We start from the raw sequence: 14,433 nt of genomic DNA, 5'->3' as shown, positions 1-14,433 counted from the left end.
TCCCGGTTGTTTCGGGTGCAAAGGTACAACCAATTTCTGCATTTCACAACATAAATTTAAAAAAATGTTTTATTTTATCTATTGACTTGATATAACTACCTTTGCACAATAAATTGTATATTAAATGTCACATAAAGCAGGTTTTGTAAATATTATAGGGAATCCTAATGTTGGTAAATCAACATTAATGAATGCCTTTGTTGGAGAGCGATTATCTATCATCACATCCAAAGCACAAACAACACGTCACAGGATTCTAGGGATCGTAAATGGAGAAGATTTTCAAATGATCCTATCTGATACTCCTGGAATTATCAAGCCAGCATACGAAATGCAGGAGTCAATGATGAACTTCGTAAAATCAGCCTTTGAAGATGCTGATATTTTGATTTACATGGTCGAAATAGGAGAGCAGGACTTAAAAGACGAAGCTTTTTTTAATAAAATCATTCATTCTAAAATACCAGTACTATTATTGTTGAATAAAATTGACAATTCAAATCAAGAGCAATTAGAGCAACAAGTAGCTTTCTGGACAGAAAAAGTACCTAACGCTGAGATTTACCCAATATCAGCTTTAAAAAACTTTAATGTACCAGAGGTTTTTCAAAGAATCATTTCGCTTTTACCAGAGTCGCCAGCGTATTATCCAAAAGATCAGTTGACAGACAAACCAGAGCGTTTCTTTGTAAACGAGACTATCCGCGAAAAAATCTTATTGAACTACAGTAAAGAGATTCCGTACGCAGTCGAAATTGTAACCGAAGAATTTTTTGAGGATGAAAAAATCATCCGCATTCGTTCCTTAATTATGGTAGAGCGCGAAACTCAAAAAGGAATTATCATTGGTCACAAAGGTGCTGCTTTGAAAAAAGTAGGTACTGAGGCTCGTGAGGATTTAGAAAAGTTTTTTGGAAAACAAATTCACATCGAATTGGTTGTTAAAGTAAATAAAAACTGGAGAAGCAATGCTAATATGCTAAAACGTTTTGGTTATAATCAATAACTAAAACTTGGGCGTGTCCCTGAAAAAGGGCCAGGCTATTCGTTACAATCTTTTTAACTGGCAGAAAAAGCCAATTAAAAAGGATTTTCACTACTATCCTTCACGCGGTATTGTGCAACAAATAACGGATTAGTATCAAATTAAGCATAAATCATAAAAAAATCCCGATGAAATCTTAAGATAACATCGGGATTTTTTTATGATTTCAGGATCGAGTGAAAATATTTTTCCAGTTCATTCATTTGAGGATGTCCTTTTTCTCGAATTGATTTGGCTAAATAATACAATAAAAACCAAAATAAAGTCATTAAAGCCATGATCACTAAGTCTGTTATAATGGAGTTTTTTAGAATATAATCAGAGTAAGCAATGGCGCAAAAAATAAGAAACACGCCCGCAATAATAAAATGCAAAAACATAAAGAATGTCCACAACGTAGGGTCAGGTCCATATAGTCCTCTAATGTGAGTCGATTTTTCGCTTCTTGGTTCGAGCTCTAAATGCAAATGCGGAGACCAATAATTTCTTTTTGACGCAATAATGTCAAGCCAAATGTGATTTTCACTGTTTTTTATAGTAAAATCTTCTGATTTTTGAACCGAATGCTCTTTAAACTTTTGGAGTATTGCGGTACTATTTTCCTCAATATCCATATAAAAACGCAAGCGTAAAGTGATTTTATTTTCAGTATCCATGCCGTAAATTTTGTCAATTAAGTATCTCAGTATAGCTAATATAGTAAAATAATTGATATTCACCGTTTTTACACTACCTTTGCAAAATATTTGAATTTATATTATGAACAATATTGTTGCGATAGTAGGAAGACCTAATGTGGGGAAATCAACCCTTTTCAATAGGCTGATACAAAGAAGAGAAGCGATCGTAGATTCAGTTTCGGGAGTAACCCGTGATAGAAACTACGGTAAGAGCGAGTGGAATGGGAAAGAGTTCTCAGTGATTGATACCGGAGGATACATCCGCGGATCAGATGACGTATTTGAAGGCGAAATCCGTAAGCAAGTAGAACTTGCAATTGATGAGGCTGATGTTATCATTTTTGTGGTGGATGTAGAGGAGGGGATCACCCCAATGGATGATACTGTTGCTAAATTGTTGCGTAAAGTAACTAAGCCTGTACTTCTTGCTGTAAATAAGGTAGATAACGCCATGCGTGAGAAGGATGCTGTTGAGTTTTACAACCTAGGTTTAGGAGAGTATTATACTTTTGCTAGTATTTCAGGAAGTGGAACAGGAGATTTATTGGATGCTTTAATCAAAGCTTTTCCTGAAAAACCAGTTGTTGAAGAAGCTTCTGATTTACCACGTTTTGCTGTTGTAGGACGTCCTAATGCAGGAAAATCAAGTTTTATCAATGCATTAATTGGCAAAGATCGTTATATCGTGACTGATATTGCGGGAACAACTCGTGATTCTATTGATACAAAATTTGACCGTTTTGGATTCGAATTTAACCTAGTAGATACTGCGGGAATCCGTCGTAAGGCTAAGGTGAAGGAAGATTTAGAATTTTACTCTGTAATGCGTTCGGTACGTGCTATTGAGCATGCTGATATTTGTATCTTAATTATTGATGCTACACGTGGATTTGAAGGACAAGATCAAAGTATCTTTTGGTTGGCCGAAAAAAACCGTAAAGGGGTAGTGATCTTAGTAAATAAATGGGATTTAGTCGAAAAAGAGACGATGTCTACCAGAGATTACGAAGAGAAAATCAGACAAGAATTAATGCCATTTACTGATGTGCCTATTCTTTTTGTATCTGCGTTAACTAAACAACGTTTATTAAAAGCATTAGAAGCTACGGTTAAAGTATACGAAAGTAGACAACAACGTATTGCTACTTCAAAATTCAACGAATACATGTTGAAAGTGATTGAAGCATACCCACCACCAGCGACTAAAGGAAAATATGTGAAAATTAAATATTGCATGCAGTTGCCTACACAAACGCCACAGTTTGTATTTTTTGCCAACATGCCACAGTATGTAAAAGAACCATACAAGCGTTACCTTGAAAATAAAATTAGAGACCACTGGGATTTCTCAGGTGTACCTATTGATATTTATATTAGAGAAAAATAATTTTTTTTCTTCAAATCATAAACCTCTAATTTGCAATTGCATTTTGGAGGTTTTTTTATGCAGTAACAATAGTGCATAAATCTATATTGTTAAAAATAATAGTGCCGTTCTTAAATAGAAAATGCGTTGGCTTATAGATAGTTTGCTAAACTTTTTTACATTTATAAAAAAAAAAGATGAAAGCAATCGATAATAAAGTAGTTTGGATTACTGGAGCTTCAAGCGGTATAGGGGAGGCTCTAGCGTATGAGCTTTCTAAGAGAAACTGTAAGCTCATCCTTTCGGCTCGAAATCTAGAAAACTTAGAACGGGTAAAAATGAATTGTGCGCACCCAGATGTTGTGGTTTTACCATTTGATCTAGCTCACTTTAATACTGCCCCGGATCAAGTAGCAACGGCAATATCCTACTTCGGGAAAATTGATGTTCTAATCAATAATGGCGGTGTAAGTCAGCGTTCACTTTTGGTAGAAACTAGTTTTGAAGTCGATAAAAAATTGATTGAAGTTGATTATTTGGGAACTGTTGCTCTGTCTAAAGTGGTGTTGCCTCATTTTATAAATAATAAAAGCGGACATTACGTAACGATTACTAGTTTGATGGGAAAATTTGGTTCGCCTTACCGTTCGGGTTATTGCGGAGCTAAACATGCTCTACACGGTTTTTTTGACGTTTTGCGTATGGAGCATCAAAAAGACAATATCAATGTTAGTTTAATTTGTCCGGGTTTTATCCAGACAAATGTGGCTAAAAATGCACTAACCGCAGATGGATCTTCGCAAAACACAGAGGACGAGGCTACTTTAAATGGAATGGAAGTAGGCGTTTTTGCAAGAAAACTAATCAAAGCTGTAGAAAAAAATAAGTTTGAAGCATATATCGGTGGTAAGGAAGTATTGGGTGTCTATTTAAAGCGATTTTTCCCCAAGCTGTTGCATCGCTTTGTAATAAAAAGTAAAGTAAGATAACGAAGAGTTTATGGGGCAATCTTGGAAATAAAAAAAAGGATACAACGTTTTGTATCCTTCTCGATTATAAAATAGGTGTATCTTTTATTTGCAGTTTGTTTTTATTTTGATGGTATAGTCTGCTCCCAACGGCTCATTAGTTTGTGCTAATCGTTGAGAACCAGTATTAGCAGGGCAAGCAATATCATTTGTGGCATCATAAATAATAGGTTTTCCAAGCGCTATAAGTGCTGTAGGGACATAAATTTGAACTCTAGTGATCGAATAGCCTTGCGGAAAATAACGAAGGTAATAACCGTCTGGGTGCAAGGTCCATATTCCCGAAGGGACATCAGTACGTGCGGGCGCCATACCGGCTAAAATGGCATATTTTTCCATTTCGGCATAGGTGTAATTTCCCGAAGCAACCATTTGACGAATGTTATTTTCGGCTTCAAAAGCACTTTGAACTCCGTCAGGAAGTTGTGATTTGGCTTTATTCATTACACTCGCGGGTAATACACCAAGCATGCCACCTTCAAGATGTGTTAGTTCTAGCGGACTCAATAACGCAACAGCCGTTAGTTTTACTTGACCACTATAATCGGCAAAACGTGTTCGAGCAATAATAGTCCATAATAATATTTGAATGTCATGTTGATTGATTTCTGGGTGCTTCTCTGCGTTTTTCAATATAGTAGTTACAATTTCTTGTTTCGGACCTAAAACAGGAGCGTACATATATCCATCGCCTTTAGAAGGAGCAAAAGTTCCTGCTTTTAAACAGTAACTTTTATTTGTCATTTCATAAAATCCATCACATAATAGAAATCCGCCAGTACTTGCTTTAGGTAGTAAGTATAAAGGCTGGATGTTTTTCACTACAATTACATCTGGAAATTTAGAACCTTGCTTATCAACATCTTCAAATGAAGTGGTGATGGCGGCGGGTTTTTTAAGCACTTCGTCTAATCCTAGTTTTTTTGCTCCCATGACAGCACCTGCCTCAAGGATTTTACCTTTTAAATTACCAAATTGAGAATATCCGTTAGTACTAAATACTAGAAAGAGAACTAGAATAATAGGAGCTGATTTTAAAGATTTCATGAGTACACTATTTGACGGGTTTTTTACTGTAAATATAAAAAATATTTCATTTAAACGGTTGTTTTGTAGTGTACTATGTTTTTTTTATTATGATCATAAAAAAAGTCGCAATACTAGATTGCGACTTTAGATCATTTTTTTTTTACCAGCCTCCGCCAGATCCTCCACCGGAGAACCCGCCTCCGCCAAATCCTCCACCGAAGCCACCGCCTCCGCCGCCAAATCCACCACCTGATGAACCGCCGCCGAAACCACCACCTCCGCCACCACGGCCAAGACTGCTTAATATAATAACATCGAGTAGGCTAGGACCTCCGCCTCCGCGATTGCCTGAGTTTCCTCCGCCTTTATTTTTAGAGACCAGTACAAGTATGACAATAATGATAATAATAAAAGGTAATAGCGGAAAATCATTCCCTTGGGTTTGCTTCCGTTCTCCCTTGTACTTACCGTTGAAAACCGTAAAAATAGCGTCGGTTCCTTTGTCTAAACCGTTGTAATAGCTTCCTGCTTTGAATTCAGGTATAATAATGTTTCGGGTTATTTCTCCACCAATTCCAGCTGTTAAGCGGTCTTCCAATCCATATCCTGGTGAGATCCATATTTTTCTTTCGGCTTTAGCCAATAAAATAAGTACACCGTTATCGTCTTTCTTGGTGCCACCAATACCCCATTCATGTCCCCATTTTGGAGTAAGAATCCCAATATCTTCGCCTTCTAAACTTTCGATAGTAATCACTACAATTTGAGTCGTAGTAGTGTCGGCATATTTAATTAGTTTTTCTTCTAACTGTGCTTTCTCGGATGCGCTAAGAACATTAGCATAATCATAAACACTCGTTTGAAAATCGGGTTTTTTTGGGATAGTAAACTGTGCAAATCCTATTTGAGTAATAAAAAGACAAATAAGTAAGCGCAATAGGTTTGTTGTATTCTTTTTTTGTAAAGTCATGTTTATCCTTTAGATATTTCGTTTGATAATTCATTCGTATCATCCTCAGACCACGGAAAATGTTTCTTAAGTTCTTCGCCAGCTCTTAGAATTCCGTCTATTAAGCCTTGTTTAAAATTCCCGTTTTTAAAGTGAGCAACCATGATATCTTTGGTACTATCCCAAAAATCATTGGCAACAATATCATTAATTCCTTGATCACCACAAATAACAAATGTTTGGTCTTTTACGGCAATGTATATTAAAACCCCATTTTTAAGTTGCGTCTCATCCATTTTTAATTCATTAAAAACTTCTAGTGCACGGTCATAAGGATCTAATTCGGTTGTTTTTTCAAGATGAACTCTTATTTCTCCCGAGGTGTTTTTTTCGGCCACTCGAATCGCTTCAACAATTTCAAGTTCTTCTTCTTGCGTTAAAAAATCTTCTACTTTAGACATGAGTTTTTTTTTAGAGTGAATTTAAAATAACAAAACCATTAAGAAACAAGATTCATTATTTCTTAATAATCTAAATTTCTTAATGGTTTGTTGTGTAAATACTTTTTAATTAAAAAGCGATTAGAATTTTACTTCTACCGGTTTTTCAGCACCAGCTACCGCTTCAAAGTATGGTTTTTCTTTAAGACCGTACATTCCTGCTAAGATGTTTCTTGGGAACGTATTGATGTTATTGTTGTAAGGCTTAACCGATTCGTTAAAACGAGTTCTTGCAGTCAAAATTTGGTTTTCAGTACTCGCTAATTCGTCTTGTAGTTTCATAAAACTCGCATCTGCCTTCAAATTAGGGTATTGCTCAACGCTTACTAATAATCGAGATAAAGAAGATGAAACACCAGATTGAGCAGAGTTAAATGCGGCTAACTGCTCTGGAGTAACGTTTGATGGGTCAATTGTTACAGATGTAGCTTTAGCTCTTGCTTCAATAACAGCTGTCAAAGTACTTTTTTCATGTTCAGCATATCCTTTAACAGTGCTTACAATGTTTGGTATTAGATCATTTCTTCTTTGGTATGATGTATTAACGTTACCCCAGCTTTCTTTTACATCTTGATCAAGTGTAACTGCGGTATTGTAAATCCCTGATGCCCAGCTGTAGATTGCAAAAATAACAACGGCTCCGATAATCCAAGGCAAAAATCTTTTCATGTTTATTTAATTTTAAATTTAATATTTAGTTCTAATCTATTTGTTACTCTTTAAAGTTGGTTTTTAATATTTGTCAATTGTGTGCGTATGGTTTCTAGTTTTCTTATAATCTCAAATTTGTCCAGTGTTTTCTTCTGTCCTTCTTTCAAGTGTGTTTTGGCGCCTTCAAGCGTAAACCCTCTTTCCTTTACTAGGTGATAAATCAATTGCAAGTTAGTCACATCCTCCGGAGTAAACATTCGGTTTCCTTTGGCGTTTTTCTTTGGTTTCAAAATATCAAATTCACTATCCCAAAACCGAATCAATGATGCGTTTACATCAAATGCCTTGGCGATCTCACCAATGCTGTAATACCTTTTGTCTTTAGAAAGTTCAATGTACATTTTTTATATTTTAATTTTTAAACCTTTTGCTATTAACCGAATATTGACCTCTAGTCTAATGACTGATTCTCTTGATTGGCCTGTTGTGAAATAGCTACATATTCTACAGCTGAAATATTGCCATAATAAAAATTCAAAGGATTCACCACCTTACCATCTTTATGAACCTCATAATGCAAGTGGGGCCCCTCAGATCTTCCCGTGCTACCTATATATCCTATAATGTCACCACGTTTTATTTTTTGACCTGCTCTGCAATTGTATTTGCTCAAGTGGGCATACAAAGTTTCATATCCATAACCGTGCCTAATCACAATATGATTTCCATAACCTGATGCCGTATTGTCTGCTCGTGCTACAACGCCATCGCCTGATGCATAAATCGGAGTTCCTGTATTTGCTGTAAAGTCCATTCCCTCATGCATTTTACGCGCTTTTGTAAACGGATCTGTTCGGTATCCAAAACCAGATGCCATGCGTTTCAAATTTTCGTTCTTCACTGGCTGAATGGCAGGAATGGCAGACAGTAATTTGTTTTTCTCTTTGGCTAATTTCAAAATATAATCCAGTGATTTTGATTGAATGGCTAATTCCTTAGACAAGCCATCCACTTTTTTTGTAGTATTCAAAACCAGTTGGGTATTATTGTAGCCTTCTAGCGCCGCATAACGATCCATTTTATCAAAACCTGATTTTCGTTCTTCCTCCGGAATTGCCGCTGTGTTAAAATAGGTGCGATACAAGTTGTTGTCTCGATCTTCAATTGCACTTAAAACCGTGCTCAATTGATCCATTTTTTTATTCAAAACGGCATAATTTAGCTTCAAATTCTCAATTTCACGCGCCTGAATCAAGTCTTTAGGTGTTTTAAAGTACGGAGTATTCAATAAAACCACAAAACTTATAAAACCAAACAAAGCCGAAGCCACGAGAAACAAAGCGATAAAGCCAAATTTTCGTCTTTTTTTAGTTTTTATTTTTCGATAAGCCAGATTTTCAGAATCGTAATAATATTTTACTTTCGCCATATTTTAAAATACCCTATTTTTGCACTTTGTAAAAAGTGTTAGAGAAACAAATTTAATAAATGTTTCATTCGTTATGGCCTTTTTTCAAGAATAAATAAAATAATGTGCCTATTCCAGCTATTCGTTTCAAGTTCTCGTCTTGAAATCTTTTTTTCTACTGCGCTGGCAGGAGCTTCCTTTGGTCGCTCTGCCACCACAAGAAAAAATAAATTTCAAAACTTCAAAGCTTTTCACTACTATCTGGGGCATGAAATGGAATAGTAAAATGAGATAGTTTCGGGTCTAATTAACTTTAAACCTTAAACTTTAAACTAAAATAAATAATGAAATCACAAGACGTACGTAAACAATTTCTAGATTTTTTTCAAAGCAAAGGACATTTAATCGTTCCATCTGCACCAATTGTTCTTAAAGATGATCCAACCTTAATGTTCAACAACTCAGGAATGGCTCAGTTTAAAGAATATTTTCTGGGAAACGCCACGCCAAAAAGCAATAGAATTGCCGATACGCAAAAATGTCTTCGTGTTTCAGGAAAACATAATGACCTTGAAGATGTAGGTTTTGATACCTATCACCATACTATGTTTGAAATGTTAGGTAACTGGTCCTTTGGTGATTACTTCAAGAAAGAAGCATTGCCATTTGCATGGGAGTTCTTAACCGAGGTTTTAAAACTAGACAAAGACCGTTTATACGTTTCTGTTTTTGAAGGAAACGAAGCCGAGAATGTTCCTTTTGATCAAGAAGCATTTGATATCTGGAAACAATTTGTGCCAGAAGATCGCATTATCCTTGGAAATAAAAAAGACAACTTCTGGGAAATGGGAGATCAAGGCCCCTGCGGACCTTGTTCTGAAATTCATATTGATTTACGTACTGATGCCGAAAGAGCTGCAGTAAGCGGCCGCAGTTTAGTAAACGAAGATCACCCACAAGTGGTAGAGATATGGAACAATGTATTTATGGAATTCAACCGTAAAGCCGATGGTTCTCTTGAAAAATTACCAGCACAACACGTAGATACCGGAATGGGATTTGAGCGTTTGTGTATGGCAATCCAGAACGTAACTTCAAATTATGATACGGATGTTTTTACACCCCTTATTGAAAAAGTAGAGGAAATTACAGGATTAAAATATACTTCAAATGATGTTGTCCTGAGTGGAGCTGAAGGGGAAGAACAAAATAAAATAAACATCGCTATACGTGTCATTGTAGATCACGTGCGTGCGGTAGCCTTCGCTATTGCCGATGGTCAATTGCCATCAAACACTGGTGCGGGTTATGTAATTCGTCGTATTTTACGTCGTGCTATTCGTTACGGATTTACTTTTTTGGATACCAAAGAAGCTTTTATATACAAATTGGTAGCTGTATTAGCAGACCAAATGGGAGAATTTTTCCCAGAAATCAAATCGCAACAAAATTTAGTAACTAATGTGATTCGGGAGGAAGAAGCTTCTTTTTTAAGAACATTAGACCAAGGACTGCAATTGCTTGAAAACGTCATTAGCGAAACTAAAGGAAATGAAGTTTCGGGAGCAAAAGCATTCGAATTGTACGATACTTTTGGTTTTCCAAAGGATTTGACAGCTTTGATTTTGAGAGAAAGAGGATTAGAACTAGACGAAGCTGGTTTTGATGTTGCTATGCAGGAGCAAAAAGCACGTTCGCGCGCTGCCTCTGAAGTTTCAACCGAAGACTGGTCTGTATTGGTTCCTGGAAACGTAGAAACATTTGTAGGATACGATCAAACGGAAGCAGATGTAAAAATCACTCGCATCCGTAAAGTTGACTCTAAAAAAGACGGTGTTTTGTACCAAATCGTTGTTGATAATAGTCCGTTTTATCCAGAAGGAGGAGGGCAAGTAGGAGATAAAGGAACATTGGTTTCGGCTAATGAGACGATCCAAATTATAGATACTAAAAAAGAGAATAACCTAATTTTGTTACTAGCTAAGCAATTACCAGAGAATATAAATGCTAGTTTTGTAGCTAAGGTAAATACGGATTTGAGAGCAGCATCTGCTAAGAATCACTCGGCTACCCACTTGATGCATTTGGCTTTGCGCACGGTTTTAGGAACACATGTAGAGCAAAAAGGATCTTTGGTAACACCAAATAATTTACGTTTTGACTTTTCGCATTTTGCAAAAGTAACTGATGATGAATTAAAACAAGTAGAAGATTTTGTAAACGCAAGAATCCAAGAACAATTGCCGTTAATTGAGCGTAGAGACATTCCTTTTGCGCAAGCGGTAGAAGAAGGTGCTATGGCTTTATTTGGTGAGAAATACGGAGATTCAGTTCGTGCAATCAAATTTGGAGACAGTATGGAATTGTGTGGAGGAATCCATGTGAAAAACACTGCTGAAATCTGGTCTTTCAAGATTGTATCTGAAGGTGCAGTTGCAGCAGGAATTCGCCGTATTGAGGCAATCACATCTGATGCGGTTAAGAAGCATTTTGCAAATCAAGAAGAATTGTTGAGTGAAATTAAACTTTCGCTTAAAAACCCACAAGATACTTTAAAGGCTGTGGTGGCTTTGCAAGACGATAATGCGAAGTTGAAAAAACAATTAGAAAGCTTGTTGAAAGACAAGGCTAAAAATATGAAAGGCGACTTGGCTAAAGAAATCCAAGAAATCAACGGCGTACAATTTTTAGCAAAACAAGTAGACTTAAATCCTGAAGGGGCTAAAGATTTGGCTTATGAATTAGGGACTTTAGGAAATAATATGTTTTTAGTTTTGGCTACAGCCGAAGAAGGAAAACCAATGTTGAGCTGTTACATTTCGAAAGAATTAGTTGCTGACAAAAATCTAAACGCAGGACTTGTCGTTCGTGAATTAGGTAAATTCATCCAAGGTGGTGGAGGTGGGCAACCATTCTTTGCAACTGCTGGAGGAAAAAAAGCCGAAGGAATTCCAGAAGCTTTAGCGAAAGCGGTTGATTTTATACAATAAATAAAACGCTTTAATAAGCCAATTAGATATAACACCTCTTTTGTATTATAAATACAGAAGAGGTTTTTTTATGGCTGTTAAAGCTTAGTTAGTAGTGGGTTAGAGGAGTTTTAATGCCATTTTGTGGTTGTTTATCTGATTAATTGGCTAAATGTCGTTGATATTTGTAGCTGTTTTAGCTTTGTTATACTTTTGTCAAGTGATTGAGTTGCCCCGCTTTATCATGCCACTAATTAATATATTTTTCAAAATGAAAATTTTTAAAACCTACTTTGGAATCCTATTCCTTTCACTAACTGTTATTTCATGTACTAACGATATTAATGTTAGTGAAGCGCAATTAATCAAACAAATAGTTGAAACAGCTACTGATGGATCGTCAATAACAACGTCAATCAATTATAATTCAAACAAAATCACTAGTATTGACAACACTGTGAAGAGTAGCACTTTTTCATATACAGGACTTTTAGTTACTAAAATAGTAGAATTAGATAAGGTAACTAATCATACTACTACTTTGGTTCTGACTTATGTTGATAATGATTTAGTAAAAATCACATCTTCGGACAATTATGTGGTGAACTATGTTCATAATACAGATGGAACAGTTTCGTATGAAAAATGGGTAAAAGACGCTAGTAATATTGATGTAAAAGTGAATCATGGTGTTTTGTATTATGCTGCTGCTAATTTGATAAAAGAAGTAACGATTTTAGATAATACAGCTGCAAATAGTGTAAGTACTAAAACAACTACTTATGGGTATGATGCGAAGAACAATGGACTAAGGAACGCTGCTGGATTTAGTGTCTTGTTGAACTATGGTAATTTAGTTTCTAAGAATAATACAATAAGTAAAACAGAGATTGCAGAGGTGAAAAATACAGAAACAGATCAAATTACGTCGTCTCTGAATCAGTCACAAAACGATTACAAGTACGATGCAGGTGGATATCCAACGGAGATAGTTGGTGAGAAAACTTTTTTTAATGAAGCACATTCAAATCACGCAAAAACACTTTTTTATTATTAATAGTCTATTGTATAAAATACTATAATTACCCTTTCATACTGTAAAATGTAGATAGGGTTTTTTTATGCTTTTGATAGATTGGAAAAAAGAAAAGAAACCGTGTTTAATTCGTGAAAATTAGCCAAATTTGCATTAAATAAAAAGTCATGCAATTTAGCACTTCAATACCTATTTCTAAAAGCAATTTCCCTCTTGACTATTCGTCGAAGGTGGTGTCTTTGGGTTCTTGTTTTGCGGTAAATATGGCAGAGAAACTAGATTATTTTAAGTTTCAAAGCAGTTGCAATCCATTTGGGATTTTATTTCATCCATTGGCAATCGAAAAATTAGTTCGTTATGCTGTTTCGGAAAAAGAATTTACAGAAAAAGATATCTTTTTTTATAATGAACGTTGGCATTGTTATGATGCGCATTCAGATTTAAGCAACGTTAGTAAAGAAGAGTTGCTAACAGGTTTAAACACAATAGTAAAAGGTTTGCAACACGAAATACAAGAAGCCTCACATATTATGATCACTTATGGTACCTCTTGGGTATATCGTTTAATAGCGAGCGATGCTGTAGTGGCCAATTGTCATAAAGTACCTCAAAAGCAATTTACAAAAGAATTATTATCGATTGATTCGATTGAAAAGTCCATTCAAAATACGATCGATTTAATCGGAAAAATCAATCCAAATCACACTGTTGTTTTTACCATTTCCCCAGTGCGCCACCTCAAAGATGGTTTTGTCGAAAATCAAAGAAGTAAATCACATTTAATTACTGCAATTCATAATGTAGTCAAAGCTGAACACTGTAAACGGAATACGGACTACTTCCCAAGTTATGAAATCATGATGGATGAATTGCGTGATTATCGTTTTTATAATGCAGATATGCTGCATCCATCAGATGTTGCTATTGATTATATTTGGGATCGTTTTAAAGAAGCACATATTGCTCCTTCGGCTTATGAAACTATGGATGCTGTAGATACAATCCAAAAATCATTACAACACCGAGCTTTCAATCCAGCATCTGAAAGTCATCAAAAATTTGAAACCAATTTGCAAGCTAAAATTGCTAGAATGGTTTCGCAATATTCATTTATGAAATTTTAATTATGTTAAAGAGATTTTTTATTTTTATCGGGTTAATTGGAACTGTTTTTTTGTTATTCAAGTTTTGTGATTTCAAGAAAACAGATGATGCAACAACTATTGATAGCGCTGGCTTGATTCAGCAACAAATTTTGAATGTAGGTAAGCTTATTGTAACCGAAGGTCATTTCTCAGAGGTGATCACTTATAAAAACCAAGAGAAGTACTTGATGGGGATGGTGACTTTTGATAAAAAAGCCTTGGTGGTTGTCAATGCCGATGTTTCGGTGGCGTATGATTTGCACAAAATGAAGTATGATATAGATGAGGCCAACAAAACAATCTCTATTGTATACATTCCGAAAGAAGAAATAAAAATCAATCCAGATATTAAGTTCTACGATGTGGAGCAAAGTAAACTAAATCCTTTTACAGGTGATGATTATAACAAAATCAACAAATCAGTAAAGGCGAATCTAGCCAAAAAAATAGAAAATTCGACCTTAAAATCAAATGCGCAAAACCGCTTAATTAGTGAGTTGTCACAGTTGTTAATCACAACAAGTAATTTAGGGTGGACCTTAAAATACGATGGAAAAGTAATAGAAAAAGACCAAGCCTTAGAGCAACAAATCAAGCTGTAATGACTGTTTTAACAGATCGTTTTTA

The 14,433-nt window shown here is 35.5% G+C and carries 14 protein-coding genes; 7 read left to right on the top strand and 7 right to left on the bottom strand.

The genetic code is table 11. The annotated features are described in order from the left end of the window. Positions 1–124: 124 nt before the first annotated feature. A complete protein-coding gene (gene era, locus H8R24_RS00725) occupies positions 125–1,006 on the top strand; it encodes a GTPase Era (protein ID WP_187016664.1) in 882 nt (293 codons plus the stop codon). A 197-nt stretch (positions 1,007–1,203) separates the two neighbouring features. Here the strand turns inward: era and H8R24_RS00720 are convergent, their stop codons facing one another. Next, positions 1,204–1,701, bottom strand: a complete 498-nt coding sequence (locus H8R24_RS00720) for a hypothetical protein (RefSeq protein WP_187016663.1) — start codon at positions 1,699–1,701, stop codon at positions 1,204–1,206. 103 nt (positions 1,702–1,804) lie between these two features. On the opposite strand from H8R24_RS00720, the gene der reads away from it, so the two are divergent. Both der and H8R24_RS00710 read left to right on the top strand, forming a co-directional pair. Beyond that, the gene (gene der, locus H8R24_RS00715; protein WP_187016662.1) at positions 1,805–3,112 is read left to right on the top strand and encodes a ribosome biogenesis GTPase Der; all 1,308 of its coding nucleotides are present in this window, start codon (positions 1,805–1,807) and stop codon (positions 3,110–3,112) included. 176 nt (positions 3,113–3,288) lie between these two features. Continuing rightward, complete coding sequence (locus H8R24_RS00710) at positions 3,289–4,080, top strand: SDR family oxidoreductase (RefSeq protein WP_187016661.1); 792 nt, start codon at positions 3,289–3,291, stop codon at positions 4,078–4,080. 84 nt (positions 4,081–4,164) lie between these two features. Here H8R24_RS00710 and H8R24_RS00705 read toward each other — a convergent pair whose 3' ends face one another. The 6 genes from H8R24_RS00705 to H8R24_RS00680 form a co-directional block, all read right to left on the bottom strand. Further along, the gene (locus H8R24_RS00705) at positions 4,165–5,166 is read right to left on the bottom strand and encodes a hypothetical protein (RefSeq protein WP_187016660.1); all 1,002 of its coding nucleotides are present in this window, start codon (positions 5,164–5,166) and stop codon (positions 4,165–4,167) included. A gap of 142 nt (positions 5,167–5,308) precedes the next feature. Further along, entirely contained in the window at positions 5,309–6,118 is an 810-nt protein-coding gene (locus tag H8R24_RS00700) for a TPM domain-containing protein (protein ID WP_187016659.1), read from the bottom strand. A gap of 2 nt (positions 6,119–6,120) precedes the next feature. Then, on the bottom strand, positions 6,121–6,558 hold the full coding sequence (locus tag H8R24_RS00695; RefSeq protein ID WP_187016658.1) for a TPM domain-containing protein: 438 nt from the start codon (positions 6,556–6,558) through the stop codon (positions 6,121–6,123). 120 nt (positions 6,559–6,678) lie between these two features. After that, on the bottom strand, positions 6,679–7,266 hold the full coding sequence (locus H8R24_RS00690) for a LemA family protein (protein WP_187016657.1): 588 nt from the start codon (positions 7,264–7,266) through the stop codon (positions 6,679–6,681). Positions 7,267–7,316: 50 nt separating this feature from the next. Then, positions 7,317–7,649, bottom strand: coding sequence for a MerR family transcriptional regulator (locus H8R24_RS00685; protein ID WP_187016656.1), 333 nt, complete (start codon positions 7,647–7,649; stop codon positions 7,317–7,319). A 50-nt stretch (positions 7,650–7,699) separates the two neighbouring features. Further along, positions 7,700–8,677, bottom strand: a complete 978-nt coding sequence (locus H8R24_RS00680) for a M23 family metallopeptidase (RefSeq protein ID WP_187016655.1) — start codon at positions 8,675–8,677, stop codon at positions 7,700–7,702. Between the two features lie 323 nt (positions 8,678–9,000). Between H8R24_RS00680 and alaS the strand changes: the two genes are divergently transcribed. The 4 genes from alaS to H8R24_RS00660 all read left to right on the top strand — a co-directional run bounded on the left by alaS (position 9,001) and on the right by H8R24_RS00660 (position 14,408). Continuing rightward, entirely contained in the window at positions 9,001–11,646 is a 2,646-nt protein-coding gene (gene alaS, locus H8R24_RS00675) for an alanine--tRNA ligase (RefSeq protein ID WP_187016654.1), read from the top strand. Between the two features lie 250 nt (positions 11,647–11,896). Beyond that, positions 11,897–12,682, top strand: coding sequence for a hypothetical protein (locus H8R24_RS00670; RefSeq protein ID WP_187016653.1), 786 nt, complete (start codon positions 11,897–11,899; stop codon positions 12,680–12,682). Between the two features lie 146 nt (positions 12,683–12,828). Beyond that, complete coding sequence (locus tag H8R24_RS00665; protein ID WP_187016652.1) at positions 12,829–13,785, top strand: GSCFA domain-containing protein; 957 nt, start codon at positions 12,829–12,831, stop codon at positions 13,783–13,785. Positions 13,786–13,787: 2 nt separating this feature from the next. Further along, a complete protein-coding gene (locus tag H8R24_RS00660) occupies positions 13,788–14,408 on the top strand; it encodes a DUF4230 domain-containing protein (protein ID WP_187016651.1) in 621 nt (206 codons plus the stop codon). The last annotated feature ends 25 nt before the right edge of the window (positions 14,409–14,433 follow it).

The organism is Flavobacterium muglaense, assembly GCF_014305155.1.
In the GTDB taxonomy this organism is placed as follows: domain Bacteria; phylum Bacteroidota; class Bacteroidia; order Flavobacteriales; family Flavobacteriaceae; genus Flavobacterium; species Flavobacterium muglaense.
Note: the sequence above shows the minus strand (reverse complement) of the source record. Positions and strands in the feature narration are given on the sequence as shown.

What these genes read in the sequence shown, in the direction of transcription:
- H8R24_RS00670 (WP_187016653.1), top strand. Translation starts at nt 11,897, where the DNA reads ATGAAAATTTTTAAAACCTACTTTGGAATCCTATTCCTTTCACTAACT.
- H8R24_RS00680 (WP_187016655.1), bottom strand. Translation starts at nt 8,677, where the DNA reads ATGGCGAAAGTAAAATATTATTACGATTCTGAAAATCTGGCTTATCGA.
- H8R24_RS00700 (WP_187016659.1), bottom strand. Translation starts at nt 6,118, where the DNA reads ATGACTTTACAAAAAAAGAATACAACAAACCTATTGCGCTTACTTATT.
- H8R24_RS00710 (WP_187016661.1), top strand. Translation starts at nt 3,289, where the DNA reads ATGAAAGCAATCGATAATAAAGTAGTTTGGATTACTGGAGCTTCAAGC.
- H8R24_RS00665 (WP_187016652.1), top strand. Translation starts at nt 12,829, where the DNA reads ATGCAATTTAGCACTTCAATACCTATTTCTAAAAGCAATTTCCCTCTT.
- H8R24_RS00685 (WP_187016656.1), bottom strand. Translation starts at nt 7,649, where the DNA reads ATGTACATTGAACTTTCTAAAGACAAAAGGTATTACAGCATTGGTGAG.
- H8R24_RS00720 (WP_187016663.1), bottom strand. Translation starts at nt 1,701, where the DNA reads ATGGATACTGAAAATAAAATCACTTTACGCTTGCGTTTTTATATGGAT.
- H8R24_RS00690 (WP_187016657.1), bottom strand. Translation starts at nt 7,266, where the DNA reads ATGAAAAGATTTTTGCCTTGGATTATCGGAGCCGTTGTTATTTTTGCA.
- alaS (WP_187016654.1), top strand. Translation starts at nt 9,001, where the DNA reads ATGAAATCACAAGACGTACGTAAACAATTTCTAGATTTTTTTCAAAGC.
- H8R24_RS00660 (WP_187016651.1), top strand. Translation starts at nt 13,788, where the DNA reads ATGTTAAAGAGATTTTTTATTTTTATCGGGTTAATTGGAACTGTTTTT.
- era (WP_187016664.1), top strand. Translation starts at nt 125, where the DNA reads ATGTCACATAAAGCAGGTTTTGTAAATATTATAGGGAATCCTAATGTT.
- der (WP_187016662.1), top strand. Translation starts at nt 1,805, where the DNA reads ATGAACAATATTGTTGCGATAGTAGGAAGACCTAATGTGGGGAAATCA.
- H8R24_RS00695 (WP_187016658.1), bottom strand. Translation starts at nt 6,558, where the DNA reads ATGTCTAAAGTAGAAGATTTTTTAACGCAAGAAGAAGAACTTGAAATT.
- H8R24_RS00705 (WP_187016660.1), bottom strand. Translation starts at nt 5,166, where the DNA reads ATGAAATCTTTAAAATCAGCTCCTATTATTCTAGTTCTCTTTCTAGTA.